At 38.9% G+C, this 12,392-nt stretch carries 16 protein-coding genes; 2 read left to right on the top strand and 14 right to left on the bottom strand.

Features of this window, described 5'->3' with window-relative positions:
- Positions 1–196: 196 nt before the first annotated feature.
- Positions 197–619, bottom strand: a complete 423-nt coding sequence (ssb, locus tag MHH88_RS03030; protein WP_339261501.1) for a single-stranded DNA-binding protein — start codon at positions 617–619, stop codon at positions 197–199.
- A gap of 289 nt (positions 620–908) precedes the next feature.
- Between ssb and MHH88_RS03025 the strand changes: the two genes are divergently transcribed.
- Positions 909–1,337: a YwpF family protein gene (locus MHH88_RS03025; protein WP_103977440.1), complete on the top strand. Its 429-nt coding sequence runs from the start codon at positions 909–911 to the stop codon at positions 1,335–1,337.
- Between the two features lie 95 nt (positions 1,338–1,432).
- Complete coding sequence (locus tag MHH88_RS03020) at positions 1,433–2,404, top strand: nuclease-related domain-containing protein (RefSeq protein WP_339261498.1); 972 nt, start codon at positions 1,433–1,435, stop codon at positions 2,402–2,404.
- A gap of 45 nt (positions 2,405–2,449) precedes the next feature.
- On the opposite strand, the gene MHH88_RS03015 is transcribed toward MHH88_RS03020, so the two are convergent.
- The 13 genes from MHH88_RS03015 to MHH88_RS02955 form a co-directional block, all read right to left on the bottom strand.
- A complete protein-coding gene (locus MHH88_RS03015; RefSeq protein WP_339261496.1) occupies positions 2,450–2,800 on the bottom strand; it encodes a hypothetical protein in 351 nt (116 codons plus the stop codon).
- Positions 2,801–2,874: 74 nt separating this feature from the next.
- The gene (locus MHH88_RS03010) at positions 2,875–3,264 is read right to left on the bottom strand and encodes a hypothetical protein (protein ID WP_069512815.1); all 390 of its coding nucleotides are present in this window, start codon (positions 3,262–3,264) and stop codon (positions 2,875–2,877) included.
- A gap of 111 nt (positions 3,265–3,375) precedes the next feature.
- Positions 3,376–3,759: a hypothetical protein gene (locus tag MHH88_RS03005; protein WP_024362918.1), complete on the bottom strand. Its 384-nt coding sequence runs from the start codon at positions 3,757–3,759 to the stop codon at positions 3,376–3,378.
- Between the two features lie 169 nt (positions 3,760–3,928).
- Positions 3,929–4,372, bottom strand: a complete 444-nt coding sequence (gene fabZ / locus MHH88_RS03000) for a 3-hydroxyacyl-ACP dehydratase FabZ (RefSeq protein WP_069512816.1) — start codon at positions 4,370–4,372, stop codon at positions 3,929–3,931.
- A 131-nt stretch (positions 4,373–4,503) separates the two neighbouring features.
- Positions 4,504–4,788 carry a DNA-directed RNA polymerase subunit beta gene (locus tag MHH88_RS02995; RefSeq protein WP_069512817.1) on the bottom strand — a complete coding sequence of 95 codons (285 nt, stop codon included), beginning with the start codon at positions 4,786–4,788 and terminating at the stop codon, positions 4,504–4,506.
- Positions 4,789–4,826: 38 nt separating this feature from the next.
- Positions 4,827–5,666, bottom strand: coding sequence for a flagellar hook-basal body protein (locus tag MHH88_RS02990; RefSeq protein WP_069512818.1), 840 nt, complete (start codon positions 5,664–5,666; stop codon positions 4,827–4,829).
- A 25-nt stretch (positions 5,667–5,691) separates the two neighbouring features.
- Positions 5,692–6,525: a flagellar hook-basal body protein gene (locus tag MHH88_RS02985; RefSeq protein ID WP_339261492.1), complete on the bottom strand. Its 834-nt coding sequence runs from the start codon at positions 6,523–6,525 to the stop codon at positions 5,692–5,694.
- Between the two features lie 21 nt (positions 6,526–6,546).
- Entirely contained in the window at positions 6,547–7,542 is a 996-nt protein-coding gene (locus MHH88_RS02980; RefSeq protein WP_024362913.1) for a rod shape-determining protein, read from the bottom strand.
- A 167-nt stretch (positions 7,543–7,709) separates the two neighbouring features.
- Positions 7,710–7,970: a sporulation transcriptional regulator SpoIIID gene (locus MHH88_RS02975; protein WP_004269485.1), complete on the bottom strand. Its 261-nt coding sequence runs from the start codon at positions 7,968–7,970 to the stop codon at positions 7,710–7,712.
- Positions 7,971–8,103: 133 nt separating this feature from the next.
- A complete protein-coding gene (locus tag MHH88_RS02970) occupies positions 8,104–8,760 on the bottom strand; it encodes a M23 family metallopeptidase (RefSeq protein WP_069512820.1) in 657 nt (218 codons plus the stop codon).
- A gap of 37 nt (positions 8,761–8,797) precedes the next feature.
- The gene (gene spoIID, locus MHH88_RS02965) at positions 8,798–9,742 is read right to left on the bottom strand and encodes a stage II sporulation protein D (protein ID WP_339261489.1); all 945 of its coding nucleotides are present in this window, start codon (positions 9,740–9,742) and stop codon (positions 8,798–8,800) included.
- A gap of 676 nt (positions 9,743–10,418) precedes the next feature.
- Positions 10,419–11,732, bottom strand: a complete 1,314-nt coding sequence (gene murA, locus MHH88_RS02960) for a UDP-N-acetylglucosamine 1-carboxyvinyltransferase (RefSeq protein ID WP_024362909.1) — start codon at positions 11,730–11,732, stop codon at positions 10,419–10,421.
- A 401-nt stretch (positions 11,733–12,133) separates the two neighbouring features.
- Positions 12,134–12,373 carry a DUF1146 family protein gene (locus tag MHH88_RS02955; protein WP_024362908.1) on the bottom strand — a complete coding sequence of 80 codons (240 nt, stop codon included), beginning with the start codon at positions 12,371–12,373 and terminating at the stop codon, positions 12,134–12,136.
- Positions 12,374–12,392 lie beyond the last annotated feature (19 nt).

Below are 12,392 nucleotides of genomic sequence, written 5' to 3'. Positions count from 1 at the left end.
TTCTTTCCTACTTACTTCATATTTCTATTTAGTTGTGTGAAATAATCATTGCTGTGCGGTCTTCAGCAACGATAAATGATATGATAGTCCACAACGCCCCTTTCTAACTAAAATGATTACGGTGCAAAGCATTCTATAGGAGAATGGCGAATTGCGTAAATGTTTAGCTTTGCTCCGTATGTATTGCGATAGTCGGTTATACTACTGGTAATTGCAATTCTTTCTTAGGTAACACAAAATCTTTTATAATCTCCTGCTCGACCGATGACGATGATGGCAATGTACTTCCATCATTATCTGGCTGTTTCAGCCTATAGAAGCGAACATCTTCTACAACCACTTCTGTCATATAAATCTTGGTGCTATGCTCATTCGTAAATGATCTAGATTGAATACGGCCGTTTATGCCAATTAATGAACCTTTACCGCAAAACTTCACAATATGCTCTGCCAGTTTTCCCCATACTGTACAAAGAATAAAGTCAGTCTCTACTTCTCCACGACTGTTTTTGTAATTGCGATTTATGGCAAGGGAAAAATGAGATTGGACACGATTTCTAGATAGTTGTCGCAACACAGGATCTTTTGTTAATCTTCCAACCAGTCCGACTTGGTTCATTGATTCACCTCCTTTTTGTTTAATTGCCCTCATCTTACAAGAGGCTATTCACTTTTGGCAAAACTCGATTTTTGTTTTTTAGCTCATTTTTAAATAAGAAAATAAATTTTTAAGCTGTTATTTATTTGTTTGTTAGGTTTTTTTATTGTGTGGAGGTCAGACGGCAGTAAGTGTTACTCCCCATTTTTAAAAAGATAAATTTAGCATCTTTTCATATTTTAAGAAGACAGTCTTAGCTGTAATTGATTATGTTATACTAAAAGGGATGACCGACTTAGGAGGATACATAATGAAAACATTTAAAATGCTTTCTTTTGACCTTGTCACTCAAGATGGCATGCAAGCATTTCCTTTAGTCGATGGCATTATTATTAACCAGGAAAACAGCCATCAATCTTGGATTCTTGAATTGTTTATCGATCGGCAATATCGTCCGATTTTTGATGAATTATTAGCGAATGCTACAGTAGTTGATGTTCGTGCAGTTATTTCATTTCCTGATAATGAACCAGCTCCGTTTCGGGTAGTTGTGCATACTGTCCAAGAAATTGGCGAGCATGTTTCTGTGCTTTTAAAAGGAACGTTAAAAATTAAACGTTCTAAATACGCTGAACAATTACTCGCTGATCTTTTAACAGAAGGTGTTTCACAAGTAGAATTACTAGACCGCTTCTCAAAAGGAATGAAAGAGCGGCCAAAACTTAAAAATGATGAATGAGCAGCGATACGTTTAAGGACGTATCGTTTTTTTGTACTGGACAGTTTGAGATTTTTGGATAAAATATGGTGTAAAAAACTTAGGGGTGAACGTCAATGAATTTAGTCATGCGTGAGAAGCCGTTAAAGTTGTTATGGTATGAGGCTTTACTACGACGCTTATGTGATGGAGATCGAGATGCTAACTATTATAGCGAGCAATTTCGAAGGCTTGATGCTGGCTTTGCTGGTGAAAAACGAGTAGACCGAGAATGGCATGAATTAGTATGTCCAAATACTTTTGCTGTATTGCATAATGTTGTACTTGTCAATGCAGCACAGCATTTTCACCAAGTTGATACACTTTTTATTTGTAAGCATTTTATGTTCGTTGTGGAAATTAAAAATATACACGGTCGTCTGGATTTTGATGCTACGACACATCAATGCACACGCACAAAATCTGATGGCACAGTGGAAGGTTTTGCAAATCCCATTACGCAAATTCAACGTCATATGCAATTCATTAAAATTATATCTAAAAATTATTCTCTCCCCATTGAAAGTGCAGTTATTTTGTCTAATCCATCAGCTATAATTGCAAATCATCCAAAATCCGTCCCTATTTTCCATGTGTCAGGGCTACAAAGCCATGTCCAAACTCTTTTTGAAAAGTATCCAACACCTATTTTAACGAATGAGCAATTAACCCGTTTTGTACAACTAATTAGAGCGCAGCATCAACCTCAAGAAATACTCCCTCGTATAGATACTTCGAGATTCCGACATGGTGTACTTTGCCCAAAATGCCGATACAAAAATCAAATGCACTTTTATAGAGGCGGTTGGAAGTGTCTAGCATGTCACTATACAAGCACCGAAATTTTTGCAGAAGCCTTGCAAGATTATCGATTGCTCGTAAGTCGTACAATTACCAATAGTCAATTGCGTGCGTTTTTCGGTATTACTTCTAGTGATGCTGCTAATCGTTTATTACGGAAATTTCAATTTCCTAGCACTGGTACTTATAAAAATCGAATTTACTATCTTCCTGATAATTTAATAGAATATATGAAACCGTTTTTTTAATGCTACTTAAGGGGAAATTTGGGAGTTGAATGTTTGATGTTATGTTTATCGGAGGTTTACCTTTGTTTCGCGGGTAAACGTTTCTCTTTCGCGGGTATTCTCCTTCGTTCCGCGGATAAACGTTCTGCTTTCGCGGGTATTCTCCTTCGTTCCGCGGATAAACGTTCTGCTTTCGCGGGTATTCTCCTTCGTTCCGCGGGTAAACGTCCTAGTTTCGCGGGTATTCTCCTTCGTTTCGCGGGTAAACGTCCTAGTTTCGCGGGTATTCTCCTTCGTTTCGCGGGTAAACGTCCTAGTTTCGCGGGTATTCTTCTTCGTTCCGCGGGTAAACGTTCTGCTTTCGCGGGTATTCTCCTTCGTTCCGCGGATAAACAGGCCGCTTTCGCGGGTATTCAAATCTTTCCGCAAATACCTTCAATCCATAATGATAAAGAAAAAAGTGATTCCGGTTGAACGGAATCACTTTGTTTTTACGGGTTAGTCATTGTGTTGCGGTCTTCTCTCATAGTGCCGTTGTTTCGTTCAACACCATTTACACCATTGGCATTTGGTACGTTGTCATAGCCATTTGTACCATTGACATCCGCATTCGAACCTGGTGTTGTTGCTTCTGGCATAACAGTATTTTCTCTTACTGTGCCATCATTTACAGTACCGTCGTTCACAGTACCATTGTTGACGTTACGATCGTAGACATTATCGTTTCTATCAGGATCTACGACATCTTCTACATCGTTAACACCTCGTTTAACGTCGTTTTTCACGTTCTCCATTGGGGTTTCAGCTGCATTATTACCCCAGTTACAACCTCCAAGGAATACTGTAGCAAGGATAATGGCTAAAAATGACATTTTCCACATATAAAAAACCTCCTTTCTTGAGTACTATGTCATCAAATACAACATGTGCATTTGTGATCCTACATAGATTGCCCGAGAAAGGAGGGAACTATCCGATTTTTTGTGCAAAAACTATTTTTGTTTATCTTTTAGTAATTGCTCAATGTATGCAGCTTCTGCTTTACAATTATAGGTATAGTTTGTACCTAATTCTTTTTGTAAAGCTTCGATTGTTTCGACTTGTTTAGCGGTTGGTTCTTCATTTAAAATTTTTGCAATTACTTCATCGATTTTTTGTGCCATCTCTTCATGGAATTCAGTACTCATCAAAACATCGGCTGGGATTTTTTCGATCCAAGCGGCATTTTCCTGAAAATAAGACTGCCAGCTAGCAATGAAGTCTTCCATAGAAAAGCGCTCTTCTTCCCAACCAATACTTGCTAAGTATGATTCAAAAGATGTTGAAATCGAACGCGTAATGCTAATTTTAACACCTGAAGACAATTCCTTATACATCTATATAATCCTCCTACTTTTTAGAAAACCTTAAATTACATGTATTTCAATTCACAATACTATCTATGCCATCGCATTAAAAAACTAAACTAAATTCTGTCAAAAAAAATTGACAATAAGAACACTATTCGACAAGATTATTTTATAACTTTTAGCCTATAATTGCAAATTAAGGCTGTTTTGGTTGTTCAGGTCCTATTGCAAATAAAATATCTGCCTCACAAACTAGCTCGCCGTCAACGGTAGCTACAGCATGTCCTTTGCCCATTACACCGCGCAGTTTAACGAATTCTACTTCTAATCGTAGCTGATCTCCCGGTATTACTTGGCGTTTAAAACGAGCGTTATCAATTCCTGTTAAAAATACTAAACGTCCTTGGTATTGTTCTGATTTTAATAAGGCTACGCCACCTACTTGCGCCAATGCCTCAACAATTAAAACACCTGGCATAACAGGATATCCTGGAAAATGTCCATTAAAGAAATCTTCGTTAATCGATACATTTTTGATACCTACTGCACGCTTGCCTACTTCTAATTCCACAATACGATCTACAAATAAAAATGGATAACGGTGTGGTAAAATTTCTTGAATTTGCTCTGCTGTTAACATTTCTTTTCCCCCTCTAAGTATGTATATATACCTTACGTCCAAAAGAGGATGTAGGTTTCAACGTATAATCGCTTTTAAGTTTAAAATACTCGATTTTTTATGTGAAACACAAAGTATGGTAAAGAATATTATTATTCTTTACCATTCATAATGTCAAATATATGCTGCCATGTTTCTAATTTAAATACATCCATTGTTTTTCCTTGACCAATTACACTGTAGCCGACCATTGTACCTAAAATAGCGGCAACAACGATTAAAACAAGAACAAGTACAACTCGTAACCAAATCGGAATCAGCCGTATTTGCACCCATCGAACCTCGCGTTGCTCTCCATTTGAGCGACGTCCCTTCTCTTCTGGTGGCGTTTCGGTTTCTTGTGTCGGCACAGAACGTCGACGTGAATCGTTTGTCATAGATATTGTACTCCTTTATTTCTTACTCAATAATGCACTTATCTAACACCATTAATAAGCCCTAGCATTTGGTCAGCTAGTGTTACGGCTCTTGCATTAAATTGATAAGCACGTTGCGTTTCGATTAAATCTGTCATTTCTTTCGACAAGCTCACATTCGATAATTCGAGTGCTTCATTTTGCATGCCGATTTGTTGACGATTTGCTCCTTGTAACTCTGTTACAACTTCTGCTTGTGTATATCCTAGCTCTGCTAAGTTATCTGGTAAGCCTACATATGTACCAGAAATATGCTCCATTAGTTGCGGCTTTTGGAATTCCGTTACTGCTAAATCCGTACGAATAACATCACCATTTGGATATGTAGCTTCTAACATGCCTCCATTGCGCACAACAAAACCTTTTGCATTATCAGGTAATGTAATCGGCTGTCCATTTGCATCTGCCACTGGATAACCATCTGTATTGACAAGCATCACCGTTCCATTATTTAAAGGTGATAAATAAAAGTCACCTTGACGAGTATACACTGTTTTTGTGCCATTTTCACCATCTGGCATTAAAATGTTGAAATATTGCTTTGGTTTTGTAAAAGCAAGATCCAAATCGCGATCTGTTGTTTGAAGCGAACCTTGCTTATGATTTGTTTGAATTTGTCCAAGCTGTGCGCCAGAGCCATAACGGATACCTACTGGTGATTGACGCACAGTTGGGTCCTGTTTATCATTATTAAATTGCTGATACATAAGTTCGTTGAATGTCGCTTGTCGTGTTTTATAGCCATGCGTTCCACTATTAGCAATATTATTACTAATTGTATCTAATTTATTTTGCAATTGCCCCATTGTATTTGTTGCGGTAATCATTGTTCGTAGCATGTAAAAACGCCTCCTGTTCGCTTAATTATATTTTACCGATTTCATTTACAGCCTTTTCCATACTTCGATCATACGCTTGCAACACTTTTTGGTTTGCTTCAAAAGCTCGGTATGCTGTCATTAAATCTGTCATTGTGCGTCCAGAGTCTACGTTTGAGCGCTCTAAAAATTTTTGTCCTAATGTAAACGATACACCATTTGCACCGTAAGCAGTCGGCAAGGCTTCTCCATTTTCTGTACGAATTAAGCCATTATCTTGTTTACGTAGCATGTTCGGATTGGCCGCAAAAGATACACCTACGCGCGCTACTTGCTGGTTATTCACATAAATTCCACCGTCCTGATCAAGACGGAAATCATCATTTGGTAGCTGGATGCGTTGTCCATTATCAGATAACACGTAGAGACCTTGACCATTTACTAAATAGCCTTGACCATCTAATGTGAAATTCCCGTTACGTGTATAGGCTTCTCCACCGTCTGGATGTGCTAAACGGAAGAAAATTGAACCAGAGACACCATCTTCATTTTGAGGTAAGTTTCCATCGATAAGGGCCATATCTGTCGTTAAATCCGTGCTATAGATTTGACCTTGTATGTAATTTGGCAATGTTTCTTGCATATATATCCCTGTATTGAGTGCACCAACTTGACTCATATACTGTGAGCCAGTTTGCTGATTGGCAGGTGCATTTGTTTTTCCTACGCTGGACATTAGCATATCTGGAAACGAACGGATGGTAGATTGATCTGCCTTAAATCCAGGCGTACTTGCATTTGATAAGTTGTTTGTCAGTAATTCTGTTCGTCTTTGTTGTGCTATCATACCTGTTGCTACTGTATAAAACCCTTTAAACAAAGGAATCACCTCATTGTATTTTTATAGTGATGCTGGAACACGATCAATATTTTCTAACATAATGCCAGTGCCAATTGCAACACAATCCATTGGATGTTCAGCAATAAAGACTGGAACTTTTAACTCTTCGATTAACAGTTGGTCCATTCCGTGTAATAATGCGCCACCACCAGTAATAATGACACCACGGTCTATAATATCTGCTGAAAGCTCAGGCGGTGTTTTTTCTAGCACGTTTTTCGCCGATTGTACGATCATGGCTACTGATTCATGTAATGCACGTTCAATTTCCTCTGAATGAATCGTAATTGTACGAGGTAAGCCTGTTACCATATCACGACCGCGAATATCCATTGAGTCGTTACGTCCACCTTTGAAGACTGTGCCAATGGTGATTTTGATTGCTTCGGCTGTACGCTCACCAATTAACAATTTATATTCTTTTTTAATATATTGTAAAATATCATTATCAAAAACGTCGCCCGCAACCTTAATAGACTCACTTGTTACAATGTCACCCATAGAAAGAACTGCGATATCTGTAGTACCACCACCGATATCCACTACCATATTGCCACTTGGTTGGAAAATATCCATCCCAGCACCGATTGCCGCAACTTTTGGTTCTTCCTCTAAATATACCTTTTTACCACCAGATTTTTCAGCAGCTTCGCGAATCGCTTTTTGCTCTACACTTGTAATATTTGTTGGACAGCAAATCAATATACGTGGCTTTGTTAAAAATCCTTTTAGATTTAATTTATTGATGAAATGTCTAAGCATCGCTTCAGTAACATCAAAGTCTGCAATTACTCCATCGCGTAATGGCCGAATTGCTGTTATATTACCGGGCGTGCGACCCACCATTTGACGAGCTTCTTCACCTACTGCTAATACCTTATTGGTCTTTTTATCTATTGCTACCACGGATGGTTCGTTTAGGACGATTCCTTTACCTTTAACGTGGATTAATACGTTCGCAGTTCCTAAGTCAATGCCTATATCCTTCGAAAACATTTTTTAAATTCTCCTTCCCGCCAGTTCCAACTACATAACGTTCCTATTGTCTATTTATCTAGAATATTTTATCATACCCTATTGGTAATTTCACCTAAATTTAGTTATTACGCTTGTTTTCCTTCAATTATATGTACACAAATAGAAATGTACAAAAAAAGAACGAATCATTCTTGACTCGCTCTTTCTTTCCACTTGTTTTTCGTTGCCTCTCCTCCACGAATATGACGTACGGCTTTATGGTAGGCGAGAATTTCTTTCACTTGATCAGCTAATCCTTCATGAATTGTTGGTAATCGCTCAGTTAAATCTTTGTGCACCGTACTTTTAGAGTAACCTGTCATTTTCGCGAGGACACGCACAGTTTCACGCGTCTCAATCAATAATTCACCGAGGCGTATGCAGCGCTTCCGAATGTGCTCGTGCACGTTCTCGTCCTTTCCACACAATTTCACAAAATGGCTTTGGCATCAGATGCACGTCTGCGCATTTCTTCACCTTATGTGAGGACAAAGCTATTCAGAACACGATTTGCACTTTCTCGTTAAATTGCTGACTTTTTTAAAATCCTAGGAATTTTTTCGGGTTAACGTATTTGCCGTTTTCTAGCACTTCAAAATGCATATGAACGCCTGCTGCTTGATTCCACTCATTGTCAGTCGCTTTTCCAAGTGCCTGACCTTGTGCTACTTCATCGCCTTCTTTCACAGCGATGTCTTTTACAGAACTATATTGCGTTTGCATACCATTCGCATGCTCCAAGACGATTTTATTGCCTGTGAACGCATCTAGTTTTACTTCTAGTACTTTACCACTTAACGCAGCAACTACTTCGAATTCCTCTCCATTCATAGAAAGGGAAATGCCTGATGAAGTTGTAAATGTTTGATTAAATACCATTAAGGCATTCTCACGTGACTCTTCTTTTGCTTCTACATCATAAAATTCCTGTGAAACTTGTACTTTACTAAGCTCTGCTTCCTTGAATGGATACTTCATTGTTTCTGTTTTTGCATTTGTTTCAACTACTGGACCTGGGTCTACTTGCGCTACATCTGGTAATGGTGCTTCTTCTTTTGTCACGAGACTATTGTAACCAAATAACATACCTGCTAACATTAATGCACCACCCGCGTATACCGCCGGCCAAAACCAAGGTTTTTTCTGCAATTGTCCTTTTTCATTTTGAGAAGTTTTACTATTTTTATCCTCTCTCATTTTCATCACCTCTAGTTGCAGTGTGAACAACTAGAAGCTATTTTAAACATGCATCTATTTTTTTTATCTCAATTTGTTGATAATAATAGTGTAAAATCTCTGAAGCGCTCTTTCCTTCACGTGCCATCGCATCTGCACCGTACTGGCTCATACCAACACCATGACCATATCCTTTCGTTGCTACCTGAACTTTGCCCGTCTTCTTATTATATGAAATCTTAAAATCTGTTGATGGCAATTGTAAGAGTGTTCTAACCTCTCTCCCCGACCATATATTTTTACCTAATTGTAGCCTCTCAACACGTCCTGAATCATTGAGAAACAATTGCATACGACCGAAATCATTCGCCTGCCATTTAACTGGCCACAGCGCACTCCATTCAGCTAACGTCCATTCTTTTATTGTTGCAAACTTAGGAGAAGCTTGATCGGACATACTTGCAACGCTTTGTAAATACGGTAAGTCATTCCCACTGTAACCGTAAGCACTCTCTGTTTTACCATTGCTCGTTGAGTGAAACATCGCCGTAATTAGTTCATTATTATATAAAAGTACTTGTCCTTCTGTTTCCGTAATGGCTTCGACAATTTTCTTTTCATTTCCCGGGAAATTGCTAGTCCAATTGGCTTTTCTTTGTTCTTTATTGTAGTAGACTTGCCTTGCAACAGTAGGTGCAATGGCTTTTTTACCGTAATTTGTCGTTTTCAGCGCATAGGTTCTCGCGGCAATGGCTTGCGCTTTTAAAGCTTCTTTGTCAAAGGACACGGGCATTTCTGCAGCCACTACACCTACTATATACGTTTCTAAAGGAATTTTTTCTTTTTGTCCCTCCACTTCTATGAATATTTCACAGGCATTTTCCGTCTTTTGTGGGGAGTTGTTAGAATAATCATCGATACGTCTCTCACTGAATGCTACTGGCATCATATATAATGCACCAATTAAACAAATCACAGCAATTATCATTATCCAATTTTTCATAAGGAATAATATGCGAGTACAACGGAAAATATGAGCGTTCCATGATTACGGGAGTTCGTTTTGCTTTGGTTTGTGAGGGGCACTGTGTTTCGCGGGTAAATCGCTCTGCTTCGCGGGTATTTCACTTCATTTCGCGGGTAAATCGCTCTGCTCCGCGGGTATTTCACTTTGTTCCGCGGGTAAACCACTCTGCTCCGCGGGTATTTCGCTTCATTTCGCGGGTAAATCGCTCTGCTCCGCGGGTATTTCACTTCGTTTCGCGGGTAAATCGCTCTGCTCCGCGAGTATCTCTTCATTTCGCGGGTAAACCTCTCTAATCCGCGGGTATTTCACTTCATTTCGCGGGTAAATCGCTCTGCTCTGCGGGCATCTCTTCGTTTCGCGGGTAAATCTCTCTGCTCCGCGGGTATTTCACTTCATTTCGCGGGTAAACCACTCTGCTTCGCGGGTATTTCACTTCGTTTCGCGGGTAAACCACTCTGCTTCGCGGGTATTTCACTTCATTTCGCGGGTAAATCGCTCTGCTCCGTGGGTATTTCACTTCATTTCGCGGGTAAACCTCTCTAATCCGCGGGTATTTCACTTCATTTCGCGGGTAAATCTCTCTGCTCCGCGGGTATCTCTCTTTGCATTAACTAAAAACCTCTTTGCTTATAGTAAGCAAAGAGGTTTGTTGTTAGTTTGCTGGTAATTCGATTGTTGTTTTTTCTTTCGGTGTAACATCCATTGTTGTTACACGCTCAATATTTGCACCAAGTGATGCTAATTTGCCATGGAAGTCTACGTAACCACGGTCTAAGTGATGGAGTTTTGTCACTCGTGTTATTCCTTCAGACACAAGGCCTGCTAAAATTAGGGCTGCTGCTGCTCGTAAATCTGTTGCCATAACCTCAGCTCCCTGTAGGTTTACTGGTCCTTCGATAAACACAGAACGTCCTTCGATTTTAGCTCCGGCATTCATGCGACGGAACTCTTCAACGTGCATAAAACGATTTTCAAAGACTGTTTCTGTAATGATACTCGTACCTTCAGCGGTTAACATCAACGCCATCATTTGCGACTGCATATCTGTTGGGAAGCCTGGGTGTGGCATTGTTTTAATGTCTACAGCTTTTAAAGTTTGCGGTACGTGGACACGTATTCCTTCATCAAGCTCTGTAATTTCTACGCCCATTTCACGCATTTTTGCGATTAAAGCCGTCATATGTTCAGGCACAGCATTTTCAATCGTTACATCACCCTTTGTAATCGCAGCTGCTACCATAAATGTACCTGCTTCGATACGGTCAGGAATAATATAATGCTCTGCTCCATATAATGTGTCAACACCTTCAATACGAATCGTATTCGTACCTGCACCGATAACACGGCCACCCATACTATTAATGAAGTTTGCAAGATCTACAATTTCAGGCTCTTTTGCTGCATTTTCAATTACTGTCGTTCCTTTTGCTAAAGATGCAGCCGTCATAATATTTTCTGTTGCACCGACACTTGGGAAATCCAAATATACATTCGCACCTTGTAAACGACCCTCTACCTTCGCTTCCACATAACCGTGCCCAAATGAAATTTTTGCACCCATTGCCTCAAAACCTTTTAAATGTAATTCAATTGGACGTGAACCGATTGCACAGCCACCTGGTAAAGCAACTCGTGCAAAGCCATTTCGTGCAAGCAAAGAACCCATCACTAAAATCGATGCACGCATTTTACTAACATATTCAAATTGAGCTTCACTTGAAAGTTCTTTTGTTGCGTCTATATATACTGTATTGTCTTCTGGTATATATGTAACATCAGCGTTTAGACTTTTTAGTACTTCATTTATGGTATAAACATCTGCTAAGTTAGGGACTTCTTTAATTACATTTTCTCCTTTTGAAGCAAGTAAAGCTGCCGCCAGGATTGGTAACACTGCATTTTTTGCGCCCTCTACACGAACTTTCCCCTGTAGCTTTTGGCCGCCAGTCACTATAATTTTATCCACCTTACGTCCCTCCGAATTCAATCTCTTAACCTATCGAAAATTTATTTTAAAAAAAGATGTATAATGTCATAATAAGTAAACAAACAACTCTATAGTACAACTTTTCACACGCTCGTTCAAGCGTCCAAATCACTATTTTAAGGCATTTATTGATATTTTGCTATTTATTTATTGTACGCATTATTTTTTTTTTTGTGAATGACCAATAACACGGGAAAATATGTAAATTCCTAAGACGTTTTCAAAAGTACGTGGATACTATATTTCCGTTTCCATAGCTTATTAAACCTCTTAAGTACATATTTCAAAGGACCACATAAGTGAACTTATGGAGCCCTTCGAAATATGCACATATGAAATTACGCATCCGTTACTATCTAGTTAGTTGGCACTAACTAACTTTAAAATAAGTAAGGAAGTTTTCCAGACCAACTTGACACTTGTAGAAAGAAATTAGAGACTGCTGTCCCTATCGCAATACTTAGCAAAATATAAATTAACTGTATTTGAAATACTTTATTTTTTTTAAATAATTTTTCTAGCATGAAGGCCTGCAAAGCGTAAAAAGTGATAGCAATAAAAAAGAGGTGCGATAGAATGCCCATTAAAGCTTCTTGCCCTACTGCTTCATAAATTCCCACATCGTGTTCCTCCATTTAA

The sequence above is a fragment of the Lysinibacillus sp. FSL K6-3209 genome, assembly GCF_037976175.1.
In the GTDB taxonomy this organism is placed as follows: Bacteria; Bacillota; Bacilli; order Bacillales_A; family Planococcaceae; genus Lysinibacillus; species Lysinibacillus sphaericus_D.
The sequence above is the reverse complement of the archived record's forward strand: the minus strand, read 5'-3'. Positions and strand labels throughout refer to the sequence as shown.